This is a genomic window from Nocardioides salsibiostraticola (assembly GCF_054783655.1).
On sequence record NZ_BAAGQD010000004.1, the window covers coordinates 222,148 to 237,397 of the forward strand.

Annotated in this window: 16 protein-coding genes; 5 read left to right on the forward strand and 11 right to left on the reverse strand. The window is 67.4% G+C overall.

From position 1 onward, the window contains the following. Nucleotides 1–51 precede the first annotated feature (51 nt). Both ACYVLV_RS03820 and ACYVLV_RS03825 read right to left on the reverse strand, forming a co-directional pair. Complete coding sequence (locus ACYVLV_RS03820) at nucleotides 52–1,275, reverse strand: acyl-CoA dehydrogenase family protein (protein WP_460807818.1); 1,224 nt, start codon at nucleotides 1,273–1,275, stop codon at nucleotides 52–54. Then, the gene (locus ACYVLV_RS03825; protein WP_460807820.1) at nucleotides 1,275–2,639 is read right to left on the reverse strand and encodes an acyl-CoA dehydrogenase family protein; all 1,365 of its coding nucleotides are present in this window, start codon (nucleotides 2,637–2,639) and stop codon (nucleotides 1,275–1,277) included. The genes ACYVLV_RS03820 and ACYVLV_RS03825 overlap by 1 nt, the downstream gene beginning before the upstream one ends. 112 nt (nucleotides 2,640–2,751) lie before the next feature. On the opposite strand from ACYVLV_RS03825, the gene def reads away from it, so the two are divergent. After that, nucleotides 2,752–3,372 (forward strand): peptide deformylase, encoded by a 621-nt coding sequence (gene def / locus ACYVLV_RS03830; protein ID WP_460807822.1) that lies wholly within the window; start codon nucleotides 2,752–2,754, stop codon nucleotides 3,370–3,372. 7 nt (nucleotides 3,373–3,379) lie between these two features. Here the strand turns inward: def and ACYVLV_RS03835 are convergent, their stop codons facing one another. The 3 genes from ACYVLV_RS03835 to cobA form a co-directional block, all read right to left on the reverse strand. Further along, the gene (locus ACYVLV_RS03835) at nucleotides 3,380–3,910 is read right to left on the reverse strand and encodes a hypothetical protein (RefSeq protein WP_460807824.1); all 531 of its coding nucleotides are present in this window, start codon (nucleotides 3,908–3,910) and stop codon (nucleotides 3,380–3,382) included. 139 nt (nucleotides 3,911–4,049) lie between these two features. Then, complete coding sequence (locus ACYVLV_RS03840) at nucleotides 4,050–4,850, reverse strand: TrmH family RNA methyltransferase (RefSeq protein ID WP_460807826.1); 801 nt, start codon at nucleotides 4,848–4,850, stop codon at nucleotides 4,050–4,052. Further along, nucleotides 4,843–6,090, reverse strand: a complete 1,248-nt coding sequence (cobA, locus tag ACYVLV_RS03845; protein ID WP_460807827.1) for a uroporphyrinogen-III C-methyltransferase — start codon at nucleotides 6,088–6,090, stop codon at nucleotides 4,843–4,845. The genes ACYVLV_RS03840 and cobA overlap by 8 nt, the downstream gene beginning before the upstream one ends. Before the next feature lie 104 nt (nucleotides 6,091–6,194). Here cobA and ACYVLV_RS03850 point away from each other — a divergent pair, with 104 nt between their 5' ends. Continuing rightward, nucleotides 6,195–8,192: an ATP-binding protein gene (locus ACYVLV_RS03850; protein ID WP_460807828.1), complete on the forward strand. Its 1,998-nt coding sequence runs from the start codon at nucleotides 6,195–6,197 to the stop codon at nucleotides 8,190–8,192. Nucleotides 8,193–8,211: 19 nt separating this feature from the next. Here the strand turns inward: ACYVLV_RS03850 and ACYVLV_RS03855 are convergent, their stop codons facing one another. Beyond that, on the reverse strand, nucleotides 8,212–8,886 hold the full coding sequence (locus ACYVLV_RS03855) for a nitroreductase family protein (protein WP_460807829.1): 675 nt from the start codon (nucleotides 8,884–8,886) through the stop codon (nucleotides 8,212–8,214). Between the two features lie 36 nt (nucleotides 8,887–8,922). Between ACYVLV_RS03855 and ACYVLV_RS03860 the strand changes: the two genes are divergently transcribed. The 3 genes from ACYVLV_RS03860 (at nucleotide 8,923) to ACYVLV_RS03870 (ending at nucleotide 10,902) form a co-directional block, all read left to right on the forward strand. Beyond that, nucleotides 8,923–9,912 carry an alpha/beta hydrolase gene (locus ACYVLV_RS03860; protein WP_460807830.1) on the forward strand — a complete coding sequence of 330 codons (990 nt, stop codon included), beginning with the start codon at nucleotides 8,923–8,925 and terminating at the stop codon, nucleotides 9,910–9,912. Nucleotides 9,913–9,922: 10 nt separating this feature from the next. Beyond that, nucleotides 9,923–10,288, forward strand: coding sequence for a hypothetical protein (locus ACYVLV_RS03865; RefSeq protein WP_460807832.1), 366 nt, complete (start codon nucleotides 9,923–9,925; stop codon nucleotides 10,286–10,288). A gap of 74 nt (nucleotides 10,289–10,362) precedes the next feature. Then, nucleotides 10,363–10,902, forward strand: coding sequence for an RDD family protein (locus tag ACYVLV_RS03870; RefSeq protein WP_460807834.1), 540 nt, complete (start codon nucleotides 10,363–10,365; stop codon nucleotides 10,900–10,902). On the opposite strand, the gene ACYVLV_RS03875 is transcribed toward ACYVLV_RS03870, so the two are convergent. Genes ACYVLV_RS03875 through ACYVLV_RS03895 form a run of 5 tightly spaced genes read right to left on the reverse strand, consistent with a single transcriptional unit; the run spans nucleotide 10,889 to nucleotide 15,210 of the window. Further along, the gene (locus ACYVLV_RS03875; protein WP_460807836.1) at nucleotides 10,889–12,022 is read right to left on the reverse strand and encodes a PP2C family protein-serine/threonine phosphatase; all 1,134 of its coding nucleotides are present in this window, start codon (nucleotides 12,020–12,022) and stop codon (nucleotides 10,889–10,891) included. The two genes, ACYVLV_RS03870 and ACYVLV_RS03875, sit on opposite strands and share 14 nt — an antisense overlap. Before the next feature lie 25 nt (nucleotides 12,023–12,047). Continuing rightward, complete coding sequence (locus ACYVLV_RS03880; protein WP_460807838.1) at nucleotides 12,048–12,818, reverse strand: sulfite exporter TauE/SafE family protein; 771 nt, start codon at nucleotides 12,816–12,818, stop codon at nucleotides 12,048–12,050. A gap of 12 nt (nucleotides 12,819–12,830) precedes the next feature. Continuing rightward, the gene (locus ACYVLV_RS03885; protein WP_460807840.1) at nucleotides 12,831–13,895 is read right to left on the reverse strand and encodes an SPFH domain-containing protein; all 1,065 of its coding nucleotides are present in this window, start codon (nucleotides 13,893–13,895) and stop codon (nucleotides 12,831–12,833) included. 9 nt (nucleotides 13,896–13,904) lie between these two features. Then, nucleotides 13,905–14,375, reverse strand: a complete 471-nt coding sequence (locus ACYVLV_RS03890) for an NfeD family protein (RefSeq protein WP_460807841.1) — start codon at nucleotides 14,373–14,375, stop codon at nucleotides 13,905–13,907. A 40-nt stretch (nucleotides 14,376–14,415) separates the two neighbouring features. Continuing rightward, nucleotides 14,416–15,210 carry an ABC transporter ATP-binding protein gene (locus tag ACYVLV_RS03895; protein ID WP_460807842.1) on the reverse strand — a complete coding sequence of 265 codons (795 nt, stop codon included), beginning with the start codon at nucleotides 15,208–15,210 and terminating at the stop codon, nucleotides 14,416–14,418. Nucleotides 15,211–15,250 lie beyond the last annotated feature (40 nt).

Sequence of the window (15,250 nt, forward strand, 5' to 3'; positions counted from 1 at the left end):
TGGGGACGCTATCCCGAGCCGCCTGGCGTCCCGGGGTGAGGCCTGCGCCGGCTACTTCAGCTGCGCGCTGGAGAGACCCAGGATCCGTCGGGCGATGATCAGCTGCTGGATCTGCTGGGTGCCCTCGAAGATGTCGAGGATCTTGGAGTCGCGGGCCCACTTCTCCAGCAGTTCGGTTTCGCTGTAGCCCACCGAGCCGGCCAGCTCGACACAGCTCAGGGTGATATCCGAGCCCACGCGTCCGGCCTTCGCCTTCGCCATGGAGGCCTCGAGGGAGTTGGGCACCCGGTTGTCGGCCATCCACGCCGCCTGCAGAGTCAGCAGGTGCGCGCCCTCGAAGTCGGACTCCATCTGGAGGAACTTCGCCGCCGCTGCACTCTGGGTCAGCGCCGGACGGTCGTAGTCCACGACGATGCCGCGGTCCGCCAGAAGCTCCCGCGTCAGGTCCAAAGCGGCACGGGCACATCCCAGGGCCATCGCTGCGACCAGGGGTCGGGTGTTGTCGAAGGTCGCCATCGCGCCGGCGAACCCCTGCTTGGGATCGACGTCGGCCGAACCCAGCATGTTCTCCGCCGACACGCGGCAGTTCGAGAACGTGATGGTGGCGGTGTCGGAAGCACGGATCCCGAGTTTGTGCTCCAAGCGGTCGACGGTCATCCCGGGAGTACCCTTGGCCACCACGAACGACTTGATGGCCGCGCGACCGAGGTCCTTGTCCAGGGTGGCCCACACGACGATGTGGTCCGCCCGGTCACCCGAGGTGACGTAGATCTTCTCGCCGTTGATGACGTAGTGATCACCGTCGAGCGTGGCTGTGGTCGAGATGTTCCCCGAGTCCGAGCCGACACCTGGTTCGGTGATGGCCATCCCGGCCCAGACACCCGCGAACCGCTCGAGCTGCTCGGCGTCCGCGACGGACGCGATGGCCGAGTTGCCCAAGCCCTGGCGGGGCATCGACAGCAGCAGACCCACGTCGCCCCAGGACATCTCGGTGATCGACATGACCGAGGCGAGGTTCGAACCGTTCTTGGTCCGGCCGTCGTCCTTCTCCGACCTCTTGGAGTCGTCGCCACCGACCCCGGACGCTCCCGCGCCCTGGGCCGCTCCGGACTCCGAGAGTCCGTCGATCATCGAGGCGAGCATGTCGAGTTCCTTGGGGTACTCGTGCTCCGCGAGGTCGTACTTGCGAGAGATCGGCCGCAGCATGTTCATCGCGACCTGGTGGGCCTGGCCCGCCAGGGATTGGAACTTCTTGGGATCGTCGAGGTTGATCATCAGACAAGCACGCTTCCTTCCAGGACGCCGACCGCGCGCAGATCGCGGTACCAACGTTCAACGGGGTGTTCCTTGACATAGCCGTGACCGCCGAGCAACTGAACACCGTCCAGGCCGATCCGCATGCCCTTGGCCGAGCACGCGTTCCGGGCCAGTGCGAGTTCGCGGGAGAAGTCCTTGCCTGCGGCGGCACGGGCTGCGGCCTTGTAGGTGAGCAGACGCATGGCCTGCAGCTCGATGGCTATGTCGGCGACCATGAAGGCCACCGACTGGCGGTTCGCGATCGGCTCGCCGAAGGCCTGACGCTCCTTGACGTAGGGGATGACGTAGTCGAGAACGGCCTGGCCGGTGCCGACCGCGAGGGCGCACCAGGCAAGGCGCGAGAGCCGCACGCACTCGGCGTACGTCGATCCGTCGGCCTCCCCGAGCAGGGCGACGTCCTCGACCCGGACGTCCTTGAGGGTCAGCTTCGTCATCGAGGCCGCCCGCACGCCCATCGCGGGGTCGCCCTCGATCGACAGTCCATCGGCCGAGGACTCGACCAGGAAGAGCGCCGGGGCACCATCGAGCATCGCTCCCACGACGAAGAGCTCGGCCTCGGCACCCCGGGCGACCAGGGTCTTGACCCCGTCGAGGACGAAGCCTCCGCTCTGGCGGACGGCGGTGGTCGACGGGGTGAGCACGTCGAAGAGCGTCTGCGCCTCGGTCAGGGCCAGAGCAGCCGCGGGTACGTCCTGGCCGGTGAAGGCGGGGAGGTAGGTCTGCTGCTGCTGATCGGTACCCCACAAACCGATGGCAGTAGCGACCGAACCCGGCGCCAGGCTGGCCACCGCCAGGCCCATGTCCCCACGGGCCAGCGCCTCAGCGACCAACACTCCGGCCATGGCCGAGCGTTCTTCACTGATACCACCCAACGCCTCGGGCACACCGAGGATCGGCAACCCGATCTCCAGGCCCGCCTTCAGCAACTCATCAGGAGCCGCGCACTTCTCATCGGCGTCCGCCGCTGCGGGTCGGACGACCTCGGCGGCGAACTCGGTGACGACGTCGACGAGCATCTGCTCGTCCTCGGTCGGAGTGAGGTCGAAAACGCCACGCGGTGCCACGGCGGGTACCCGAACGCCGGGCTTGCCGCGGCTGCCGGCCTTGGCGAAGGCACGCCCCGCGCTCGTGGCGGTCTTGAAGCCGCTGCGGGTGACGGTGAAGACCACCTGCTCGGAGGGGCGGCGAAGTCCGACGCGGTCGATGAGGTCACTTTGGGCGAGTCGGTTGAGACCCGCGACGAGGTATCCGATCGGGTCGCGGCTCTCGGTCGTGGGGATGCCGTTCTGGCCACCGGGACGGAGGGAGTTGATCAAGGACATGCCGATAATGTAACCCGGAGTTACAGGTAGCGCCAGGGGCTTTGAAGTGGCCCCGCTCACACGGCCTCGAGCCTGGTGACCACCGTCGTGGGGTCCTCCTAGACTCCACCCCATGGCGCAGGCACCCGAACCCGACGATCTACCGACGCTTCAGCCCTACGGCCCACTCCCGGCGGGCGGTGCAGTACGTCCGATCACCCGCTGGGGCACCCCCGTGATGCATCGGGCCCAGCAGCCGGCAACCGAGTTCGATGACGATCTGCGCGCCCTGGTGGCCGACATGGTCGCCACGATGTACGCCGCGGACGGAGTCGGACTGGCCGCCTGTCAGATCGGCGTCGATCGGGCGGTGTTCGTCTTCGACTGCCCCGATGAGTCCGGACAACGCACCGTCGGGGTGGTGTGCAACCCGGTGCTGCGACTGCCCGACGTCGGCGATCGACACCTCGAAGAGGAGGATGAGGGATGCCTCTCACTGCCGGGGGCGTTCGTTGTCTGCGCGCGGCCCGACTATGCCTGGGTCACCGGGCAGGGCCTCGCCGGGGAGTCCGTCGAGTTCGAGGGCGACGGATTGCTCGCCCGCTGCCTGCAGCACGAGACCGACCACACCGTCGGGACCGTGTTCGGTGACCGCTTGCCCACGAAACTGCGTAAGAAGCTGCAGAAGGGCCACGACAGGGTCGCCGACGAGTTCCCCGCCGACTGGCCCGACGTGGCATCCGAAGCGAACTGACCCGCTTTCAGACCGCTACGTCAACCGATGCGCGAAGTGCGCGGGCGACCCGAAGGCCTCGTTCCCGGAGGAGGGACGGGTCGACCTCGGGCAGCATCTCGCTCAGCAGGGCCAACCGGCCCTCGCCGACGTGTTGAGGACGAGCCATCACCATGATCTTGAAGTGCGCCGCATGCGGCCCGGAGTCCATGACCTCGACGTCGCAGATGTCCGCGTCCTGCTTCAACACCCGGGCCATGGTCGCCAGAATCGGCTCGAGGCTGGTCAACATGCCGTTCTCGATCTCCGAGCGCGACAGGTGGCGCACCGTCGAAAGGGAAGCGGCGAAGGGCAGACCGGTCGCCTGACCCAGGTGCAACTGCCAGCCCTGCCCGTGCCACACCGCGGACGGGGAGGCCGAGCAGGAGGCGCAGGGTCGCTTCGCGGACGGTGTCGGAGCGGAGGCCGAGGCAACGTCGGTGGGGAGCGCCAGCGGCTTGGCCGCGCTCTGGAATCGGGTGGTGGCAAAGGGGGACGCCACAAGTGTGCGGGGGGTCACCCTGACAAACTACGCCCGAGCGGGGGTCTTGCGCCAGAATCTCGACCCGAACCGCGTGGCCGGAAACTTTCTCGACGAGCCCATGGGGCGTAGGGAATAAGTGGTCTAGACCACCGCATATTCCCCTGGGGAGTCGCGGCTATCGTCCGCTGGCCACGTAACACGCCACAGCGCTCGCCGCTGCGACGTTGAGGGAGTCGACCCCCGCCGACATAGGGATCAGCGCGCGGCGATCCACGCCTGCCTGCCAGTGGTCCGACAGTCCGTGACCTTCCGAGCCCAGGACCAGGGCCAGTCGGTCGATGCCGGCCACCGCCTCCTCGATGGGCAGGGAGTCACCGGCCAGGGTCAGGGCGACGGTGGTGAAGCCAGCCTCCCGCAACCGGGGCATCGCAGCGTGCCAGTCCGGCAGTCGCGTCCAGGGCAGGGTGAACACCGCACCCATCGCGACCTTGATGGACCGTCGATACAGCGGGTCGGCGCACCGGGGCGCGAGCAGGACGGCGTCGAACCCGAGTGCGGCGGCGTTGCGGAAGACCGCACCGACGTTGGTGTGGTCCACCAGGTCCTCCAGGACCAGGACCGACCGCGCGCCCTCGAGGACGTCGCTCATGCTCGGAAGCGACGGCCGGTGCAGGGAAGCCAGCGCACCACGGTGGACATGGAATCCCGTGACCGCTTCGGCCTGGGCCTCAGGCAGGACGTAACAGGGAGCCGAACTGCGCGCCAAGACGTCGGACAAGCCCTCCACCCACCGAGGCGCCATCAGGAACGATCGCGCCTCGAAACCCCCGTCGATGGCCCGGCGTACGACCTTCTCCCCCTCGGCGAGGAAGAGCCCGTGCTGCGCCTCCAGGTTCTGACGCAGTTGCACGTCTCGAAGGTCGCGATAGTCGCGCAGACGGGGGTCCTCGGGCCCGACCTCGATGATCTCAACCATCAGATGCCGGATCGACCCAGTCAGGGAAGCTGTCGGGATGGGCCACCGCCACCACGCCACCGATCACCACGATCGCCGGAGGTCGCACGGCCTCGCGCTCCAGGTCGACGGCCAGGTCGCCCAAGGAGCTCAACACGATGCGCTGGCTCGCCATGGAGGCGTCGCAGACCACGGCCACCGGGGTCCGGGCGGGGCGGCCTGCCTGGGTCAGGACTCGGGCGATCTCGCCGGCGTTCTGCACGGCCATCATCAGGATCAGGGTCCCGCTGAGGCCGGCCACCGCCGTCCAGTCGGTGAGGGATTCGGGGTGCCCTGGTGGTAGGTGCCCGGAGATCACGGTGAAGTCGTGGGCCACACCGCGGTGGGTCACAGGGATCCCTGCCAGCGACGGACCCGCCAGCGGGCTGCTGATCCCCGGGATCACCGTCACCGGCACTCCGGCGGCTCGGCAGGCCAGCACCTCCTCGTAGCCACGACCGAAGACGAAGCTGTCACCGCCCTTGAAGCGGACCACCCGGTGACCCGCACGGGCGCGATCGACGATGACGTCGTTGATGTCGTCCTGCAGAGCGGCTGCGCCCCGGGGAAGTTTGGCCACGTCGATGAGTTCCACCTCGGGACGCAACTCGCCCAGCAGTTCGCGGGGGGCAAGTCGGTCGGCCACGACGACGTCGGCCTCCATCAGCGCCTTACGACCAGCGACCGAGATGAGTTCCGGATCTCCGGGGCCCCCACCGATCAGGACCACTCCGGCCGTGTGACCGCGGTGGTGTCGCGCCACGATCGTGCCCTCCCGCAGCCCGGCGAGGATCTCGTCGCGCACGCCGGCCGAACGGCGGGGGTCGCGCTCCCCCAGCACGGCGACAGTGACTCCCGCTGCGCGCCCGACGGCGGGGGTCCAGGCGGTTGCGGCGCTGGCGTCGTCGGCTCGGACGCAGAAGATACGACGCTCCAGGCACAACTGCGACACCCACTGGTTGACCGACTCATCGTCGGTGGCAGCCACGACGTACCACGTGTCGTCGAGATCGGTCGCGACGAAGTCGCGGGCATCCCAGGTCACCTCCCCCGCACCGACGAGGCCCTCGAGGGACGGGCTGAGCCGCGGCGAGACGATGGCGACGTTGGCTCCGGCGGCGATCAGGCCGGGTACGCGTCGCTGCGCGACGTGACCCCCACCGACCACCACGACCCGAAGGCCGGAGAGCCTCAGCCCTACTGGATAGGTGTGCGCGTCCATGACCCCATCATGGCGAACCGGCGCCGATCCTGTCTCGGCGCACCCCGAACGGCCAAGGGCCGTGAGACTCTGGATCTGTTCAACTCAGCTGAGCGGGGGCTTAGATGCATGAAATTGGGCTGTTGACCGCGAGTGTTGCGGTCTATGCCGCCATCCCCTTGATCATCGTCTTCACCCGGCTGACCATCAGATTCATTCTTCTCTACGCCTACATCGCCGCGGTCCTGGTCCTCGGCGGTCTCCTCGGTTCGGTGTACGCGTTCCCCATCACCGATGACGTCGCGCTCCTCGCCGGCCAGGTCTCCTACGGCGCACTGATGTTCACGACCCTGGTGACCGTCGTGGAGAGTCGCGACCTCCAGGCGGTCCGGACCATCGTGACCCTCGTGGTCACCGTCAACGTGATGGTCTTCGCTCTTTTCCAGATCAGCGGGTTCGCCCTGACTCACGGTGCGGTGATCAATCCGCTCCAGATCGATCCCGCGCTCTTCTCCGGCTCCATCCGGATCCTGCTGAGCGGCGGGGCCCTGATCGTGGGTGAGCTGATGTTGTTGCTGGGAATCCTCGAGAAGGCCAAGCGAAGTATCGGCCCCCGGGGCATGTTCGGGGTTTACCCCCTCGCCTTCGTCGGAATCCTGGCTTTGGACGGAGTCCTGTTCCCGGTGCTGGCCTTCTTCCCCTTCGAGGGCTTGGGATCGGTGATCGCGTCCGGGGTGCAGGCGAAACTGACCCTGGCCGGGGTCTACGCCCTCCCCCTGATGCTGTTCTTGATTCTGCGTCGCTCGGCGTTGTCGGAGTACCACGCGACACCGATCCACCTGCGTCATCTGCTCTCGGGTGATACGAACTCGGCGCTGGCCCAGATCGAACGACAGGAGCAACTGATCGTCGAACAACGCCAACGATTGCGGGCCACCACCGCCCGGCCGGACGCTGCCTCGGCGACGGTCGCCGAGATCCTCGATGCGGCGACGAACACGGTGGCCATCGCGCTGGACCTGGAGTTCCGGATCACCCACTTCAACGTGGGCGCCGAACGAGTGTTGGGGTGGCCGAGTTCGGAGGTCATCGGTCGCACCCCGGAGTTTCTGCACGAGCCGGACTACTGGGATCTCCGGGGACGTGAGCTGACGGTCGAGCCCGCGCCAGGTCACGTCATCGATACCCACTCCAACCTCGCCAGCCCTCGGGCCGTGGTCTTCCTGACCCGATCCGGCGAAACGGTGGACCTCTCCTTCAGCACCACGAAGGTCTTCGACGCCGAGGGGCGTCTGTTGGGCTACGTCGGGATGGGCGAGGACATCACGGAGCGACAGCATGCCCACGAGGCGACCGTGCAGGCCCTGCGCCGTGAGCAGAACGCGCTCATCCGCCTGCAGGAGGTCGACCGGTTGAAGGCGGATCTGATCAGCACGGTCAGCCACGAACTGCGCACTCCCCTGGCCAGCATCATCGGGTACGTCGAGCTGCTCGAGTGGGGAGACTTCCAGCCGCTGACTCCCGATCAGGCCTCCGCGATGGGCACCGTGCGGCGCAACGCCCACCGTTTGGAGAAGATGGTCGAGTCGCTGCTGACCCTGAGCCGGATCGAGGGCACCCAGGACCTGGACAGCCATCGGCTGCTGGACCTCAGTGAGGTCGTCGACAGCGTGCGGGAGCTGTTCGAGGATCCTGCGTCAGACGGACACGAGATGTCAGACCTGGTGATGGACTTCGACACCAGTACGGGACCAGCCCTGGTCCAGGGCGACTGGGACGCTCTGCAACGGCTGGTCACGAATCTGGTCGACAACGCGATCAAGTTCACCGAGCGGGGGACGGTGAGGGTGAGGGTGGACGCCGACTCGGAGGCGGTTCGACTCATCGTTACGGACACGGGGATCGGTATCGCCCCCGAGGATCACCCGCACCTGTTCACCAGCTTCTTCCGGTCCAAGAACGCCGTGCAGCGCGCCATCCCGGGGAGCGGCCTGGGACTCAGCATCGTCTTCTCGATCGCCCAGCACCACAGCGCCATCATCGACGTCAGCTCCGACCTGGGGTCAGGAACCGCGTTCACCGTCCGATTCCCCGTCCCGGTCACCAACGGGGTCACGCCGTGACTCGGACTCGGACTCGGACTCAGACTCCCGAAGAACCGAAGGCTGCACCGTCGAAGCGCTCGCGGGTCGCGAACTCCTCCACTGGTTGGCGCCGCAACCGGGTCAGCTGCTTGACCGGCTGACCCAGGGGCACCACCGCGGCCAGGGCGTAGGTCGAGGGAGCTCCCAGGAGGCGGCGTACCCGCTCCTCCTGTGCCACGGCCATGGTGGTGATCGTTCCGCCGAACCCCTCCGCCCGAGCGGCCAGCAGGATGTTCCACACCAAGGGGTACACCGATGCACCGGACACGACCCCGATCCGGTCGAGGTCCTGATCCATGGCCGCCACCACCTCCAGGTCGACCCACACCACCAGAGCCACCGAACAGGTCAGCAGCGGCTCCACGAAGGAGTCCGGGACAGCAGTGGCGGCGATCTCGTCGGGTGTCGGCCCCACCGGATGCACGGGGTTCCAGGGCTTCTCCCCCGCTGCCACCTGGGCCATGTAGCGGCGAACCCCGGGCTCGTTGAGGCGCGCCAGCTCGGCCCGGGTGTCCGGGTCGCGGACCACGACGACGTGGGCACCCTGGCGGTTGCCTCCGCTCGGAGCGAACCTCGCCTGGTCGAGAATGCGGAACAGCACCTCGTCGGAGAGGGGTTCTTCGGTGAACTCGCGCACGGCGGCGGTCGACCGCATGACGTCGTAGAGGTCCATGGCCCCAGTGTCCATCAGACCTGTAAGACTCCCGCCATGGCAGAGGAGGAAGAGGTGCGCGCCGAAAGCACGGCGGGTCGGTTGGAGACCGACATCCTCGGCGAACCCTGGGTCGCCGAGACGATCGCTCTTCCGGACGACGACGAGGGCGAGGTCGTCGCGACCCTGGTCACTCATCGCTGTGCCCAGCCCACGGGTCGTGCCGTGCTGCTCGTCCACGGCTTCGCGGACTACTTCTTCCACACCGAGTTCGCGACGTGGTGGGTCGATCGCGGCTATGACTTCTACGCAGTCGACCTGCGGAAGTACGGCCGCTCCATCCGGCCCCACCAGACCCCGACGTACGTCTCGGACCTGCGTGAGTACTTCCCCGACCTGGACGCGGCCTGGGAGCGCATCGTGGAGCGCGACGGCCACGACCACGTCGTTCTCGCCGGCCACTCGACCGGGGGGCTCACCGCCCCGCTGTGGGCCAACGAACGTCAACCGGTGGAACTGAGCGGGGTCGTGCTCAACTCCCCGTGGTTCGACCTCCCCGGCAGCCAGTGGATGCGATCGGCCCCGGCGGGCGCGGTGCTCAACCGGATGGGCCAGCGGCAGCCGATGCGGGAGATTCCCCGGGACGTCAACGGCTTCTACGGCCGCAGCCTGCATCGCGACCACGAGGGCGAGTGGGACTTCGACCTGCAGTGGAAGCCGCTGGACTCCTATCCCGTCCGGGTCGGGTGGCTCCGCGCCATCCGGCAGGGTCACGCGGAACTGCATCGAGGTCTGGAGGTGTCCGCTCCTGTCCTCGTGCTCTCCTCGGGCGCGACCGTGCGTCCATCGGAGATGTCCGAGGACGTCTTCTCCCACGACATCGTGCTGGACGTCGCGCACATCCGGACCTGGGCGACCGCGGTGGGACCCCACGTCACCTATGTCGCGATTCCCGGGGCCCTCCACGACGTCGTGCTGTCCCGACCCGAACCACGACGACATGCCTACGCCGAGATCGAGCGCTGGCACTCGGCCTACGTCGACTAGGGTCAGCGCCATGAATCCCGTGACCGGACTGTCCCTCGGCCGCATTGCGGTCGGCGCCCTCTCCTTGGCCAAGCCCGACCTGGTTGCCACCTCGATGGGAGCCCCCGCCTCCCCCATGCTGACCCAGTGGTTCGGCAACCGCGAGATCGCGTTGGGTGTCCTCACCCTCGCGGCGACCGGTCCGGCTCGACGTAATCTCGTGCTGGTCGGCGTGGCCGTCGACGCCGCCGACGCCGCCACCTCCTACGCCGGCATCCAGTCGGGTCGGATCCCCAAGCAACTCGGCGGAGCCCTCGTCGGGATCGCCGCGGGAGCAGCATTCTCGGGTCTGTTGGGACTGCGTGTGAAGAAGAAGTCGGTCCTCACCGCCCACTGATCGACCCGAGTCATCGGTCTAGACCAGTACCACGATCACTGGCATAACGCCTACGGATCGGCCAGCCTGAAGATATGGCCGAATACACCCCACCGCCGATGCCGGAACAACCCCAACCTGCCCAGCAGGGGGCCCGGCCCGGCGAACTGATGGACCGGTTCCTCGCCAGGCTGATCGATGGCGCGATCATCTTCATTCCCTACGCAATCGTCGCCTTCATCATCACCATTGCCTTCGCGGTGGTCTCGGACGGCTTCTTCTTCGGCTACATCTCGGGCATCGTGACGGGTGTGCTGGGTGCCGTTGTTTTCGTCGGCTACAACGTCTTCTTCGAGACCAGCCGAGGCGCCACCATCGGCAAGAGCGCGATGAAGCTGAAGGTCGTCGGCGCCGACGGGACGAGCCTGCCGACCACCACGGAGTCCATCAAGCGCAACATCTGGGGCGCCTCAGGCGTCGGCAACATCATCCCCTTCTTCGGTGGGTTCCTCTTGGGCCTCGCCGCCCTGGTCGGGGTGATCATGATCGCCGTGGGGATCAGCGGTGACCCGGTGAAGCGTCAGGGGTGGCACGACAAGTTCGCCGGTCAGACCCGGGTCCTCAAGGTCGGTTGACCACTCCGCGAGCAGGTTGATCTCCTCGACTGAGGATCAACACTGCACGGTCGTCGTCGCCGACGGCGATCTGCTTGACGATGCTGCGGGCAGCCCCGTCGAAGCCCGTTCCGACTGCGGTACGAGCGGTGTCCCGCAACCAGGCGATGCCCTCGTCCAGATCGGTGTCGCGGGACTCGATGACTCCGTCGGTGTAGAACATCAGGGCCTCGCCGGGAGCGAGTGAGCCGGCGCTGGCCTCGAGGTGAGGGTCTCCCATGATTCCCAGGGCCATCCCCCGAGCATTGTCGAGGACCCACTCCTCCTGCTCGCCCGACCAGCGCATCGCCGGTGGGTGTCCGGCGCTGGTGATGGCGAAGTCTCCGCTGATCAGGTTCAACTTCACGTGCACGGCCGTGGCGAACGCCTCGTCGCTCTCTTGCCGGAGAAGGAACCGGTTGGCCGCAGCGAAGAGCTGAGGCTGCTCGATGGATCCGATCAGCCCACCGAGCGCTCCGGCGAACTGCAGGGCCGCGGCGCCTGCTGTCACTCCTTTGCCGCAGACGTCGACCAGCACCATCTCGAGGGTGGTCTCGTTCTCGTCGAGAGCGGCCACCACGAAATCACCCGCATAGCGCACGCCGTGAGCGGAGAGCATCGCCGAGGTGGAGGACCATTCCCCTGGCAGGTCCGGCACAGAACCCTGCGCCTGGAGCCGGTCACGTAGGTCGGCCAACAGCGCCTCGCTCAGTGGACCTGGCAGTCCACTGCGTTGCCGACTGGACTGGAAGAGGATCAGTCCGACCACGATCGCCATGGTGATCAGCGCGGCCACCCGACCGTGACCGATCGGGTCGACGTCGACCACCATCGCCACGACCGCGGCTGTGGCGGCGCATCCGGACAGGAACACCAACGGGATGAAGCGCAGCAGCATCATGCCCAACAGGAGCCAGACGAAGTACGCCGTCAGCGGCATGTAGTAGTACTCCCACAGCGAGACACCGAAGGAGACGCCCACCCCGCCCAGGAGCAGCGACAGGACGTAGATCTGGCTCCCGGTGGACGCCGTTCGCCACCCGAGATATCGATCGCGGACATAACTCTCACAACGTCGTCCGAGTCCATCGACGGCAGCCACCCGAAGAGGATAAGTCAGGTCGCGCTCAACTGGATACGAACAGACCCACGGCCAGCAAACCCACCACCACGATCACCGCACGCAGCGCAACCGGAGGCAGCCGACGGCCCACCGAAGCGCCGAGCAGGCCGCCGACGAAGGATCCGACCGCGATCAGACCGACCACCGCCCAGTCGACGTCGGCCACCAGGATGAACACCACGCTGGCTACGCCGTTGACCCCTGCGGCGAGCACGTTCTTCGCGGCGTTGAGTCGCTGCAGGTCGTCGTCCACCCCGATGCCCAGCACGCCCATCAGCAGCACGCCCTGTGCTGCGCCGAAGTAGCCGCCGTACACCCCGGTGAGAGCAACCGCAGGCCGAACCCACGGGGCGCCGTCGCGTTCGTTGGTGCTGTTCTCGTGGCTCGCCGCCCTGCGGGCCACCCGGGCCGACAACCGAGGTTGCACCAGGACCAGGACGACCCCCAGCAGGATCAACACCGGGACGATGGTCTCGAAGGCGCCTTCCGGCAGGCGCAGGAGCAGGACCGAGCCCACGAGACCACCGAGCACCGATGCGGGAAGCAGACGCGCGATCCGCTTCCCCTGCCCGGCCAATTCCCGCCGGTACCCCACGGCCCCCGCCACCGATCCGGGGACCAGACCGATGTTGTTCGAGACGTTCGCGGTGACCGGCGGGACGCCCAGGGCGAGCAGGGTCGGGAAGGTGATCAGGGTCCCGGACCCCACGACCGTGTTGATCGTCCCTGCCGCGACCCCGGCCAGCAGGATGGCGAGGACGTCGAACGGCGTCACCGCGCCGCTGCGCTACTCAGAACGCTTCGGGTTGGCGGCACGGGCCGCCTCCTCGATGGCCTCCTGGACCGCGCGGCTGGCCTGGCTGCCACCCTCGCTGTCCGTTCCGGGGATCTGGGGTTCGGTGGGGCCCATGTCGACGCGCGTCGCAGGGCCGTCGACCTCGGTGGGGATCCCCTTGAGGTCGTTCATCGTCGACCCCAGCCCCTCCAGCGCCTTGCCGATCTCGCTGGGCACGATCCACACCTTGTTGGCGTCACCCTCGGCGATCTTCGGCATCATCTGGAGGTACTGGTAGGCCAGTAGCGACTGGTCGGGGCGTCCGTCGTGGATGGCCTGGAAGACCGTCTGGATGGCCTGGCCCTCACCCTGTGCCCGGAGGATGGCTCCCTCGCGTTCGGCCTGAGCGCGAAGAATCGTGGATTCCCGGTCACCTTCAGCCGAGAGGATCGCCGACTGCTTCTGCCCCTCGGCGGTGAGGATCGCGGACTGTCGTTGACCCTCGGCGGTGAGGATCACCGCGCGCTTGTCACGATCGGCTCGCATCTGCTTCTCCATGCTGTCCTTGATGGACGGCGGCGGATCGATGCCCTTGAGCTCGACCCGGCCCACGCGAAGGCCCCACCGTCCGGTGGCCTCGTCGAGCACCCCGCGCAGCCGGGTGTTGATCTCGTCGCGGCTGGTGAGGGTCTCCTCCAGGTCCATGCCGCCGACGACGTTGCGCAAAGTGGTGACGGTCAACTGCTCCACGGCCTGGATGTAGTCGGCGATCTCGTAGGTCGCCGCCACCGGGTCGGTGACCTGGAAGTAGATGACGGTGTCGATCGAGACGACCAGGTTGTCCTCGGTGATCACCGGTTGGGGCGGGAAGCTCACGACCTGCTCGCGCAGATCGATCATGTAGCGGACCTTGTCGACGAACGGCACCACGATGTTCAACCCCGCCGACAGCGTCGCGCGGTACTTCCCGAAGCGTTCGACCACCCCGGCCCGAGCCTGCGGCACGATGCGGACGGTCTTGGCGAGAAGGACGATGACGAACAGCAGCAGGATCGCGGCGAGGATGAGGAAAACCATGCAGGGCTCCTAAATTTCGAGCGTGGGGACAGGATGAACGTACGCCGTGGCGCCCTTGATGAGCAGCACCTCCACGGTCTCGCCGGGAACGATGGTCGTGGTTTCGTCATAGGGCAGGGCCGACCAGACCTCACCGGACAACTTCACCCGGCCGGTCTCCATGCCGGTGATCTCCTGCAGGACGACGCCCTGGGTGCCGACCAGCTTGTTGTGACCCAGTCGCAGATCGGGACCGCCGTGGAACTTCTTGGCCATTCGCGGACGGACCAGCGCCAGCATGGCCGCCGAGGAGCCCGCGGCCACGACCACCTGCACGGCAACGGGCGCGCCGATCAACGCCGTCACCATCCCGGCGAAGGCTCCTACCGCCAGCATGATCATCACCAGATCCAGGCTGAACATCTCGGCCACGCCCAGGAGCAGTCCGATGGCCAGCCAAATCTCGACCAGGTGATCGCCTATCTCCTTGGGCCACTCCATAGAACGAGTCTAGTGGTTGGGCAAGCGGTAGGTCGTGAGGTCAGCGGTGGCGCACGCGGCGTCGGGCCGACCACCGGCCATCGTCTCGCCGAACCGTCAACGGAACGCCGAAGGTCGCCGAGAGGTTGACGTCGTTGAGCACGTCGTCGAGGAGGCCCTGCTCCATGACTGCACCATCGCGCAACAGCAGGCAGTGGCTGAACCCGGGCGGGATCTCTTCGGCGTGGTGCGAGACCAGCACGGTCGCGGGAGAGTCCGGATCCAGGGCCAGCCCGGTCAACGTGGAGACGAGGTCCTCACGTCCGCCCAAGTCCAGCCCGGCCGCGGGCTCGTCGAGCAACAACAACTCGGGATCGGCCATCAGGGCCCGGGCGATCTGCACCCGCTTGCGTTCGCCCTCGCTGAGGGTGCCGAAGGTGCGATCCGCCAGGTGACCGACCCCGAGTTCCCGTAACAGCGAGAACGCCCGGTCGTGGTCGAGGTCGTCGTACACCTCACGCCAGCGGCCCAGGACGCCGTAGGAGGCGGAGACGACCAGGTCCCGCACCCCCTCACTGCGAGGCAGCCGGTCGGCGATGGCCGCACTCGCGACCCCGATCCGGGAGCGCAACTCGAAGACGTCGACGGAGCCGAGGACCTCCTCCAGGATGGTCACTCGCCCGGAGCTGGGGTGCAGCTGGGCGGCGGCGACCTGCATCAGTGTGGTCTTGCCGGCGCCGTTGGGACCCAGCACGACCCAGCGTTCGTCCTCCTCGACCGTCCAACTGACCTGGTCCAAGAGGACCGCTTCGCCCCGTCGGACGGTGACGTCGACGAATTCGAGTACGGCGGCCATGCGGGCCACCCTAGACGAGACCTGAGGATGGCCGGGAACC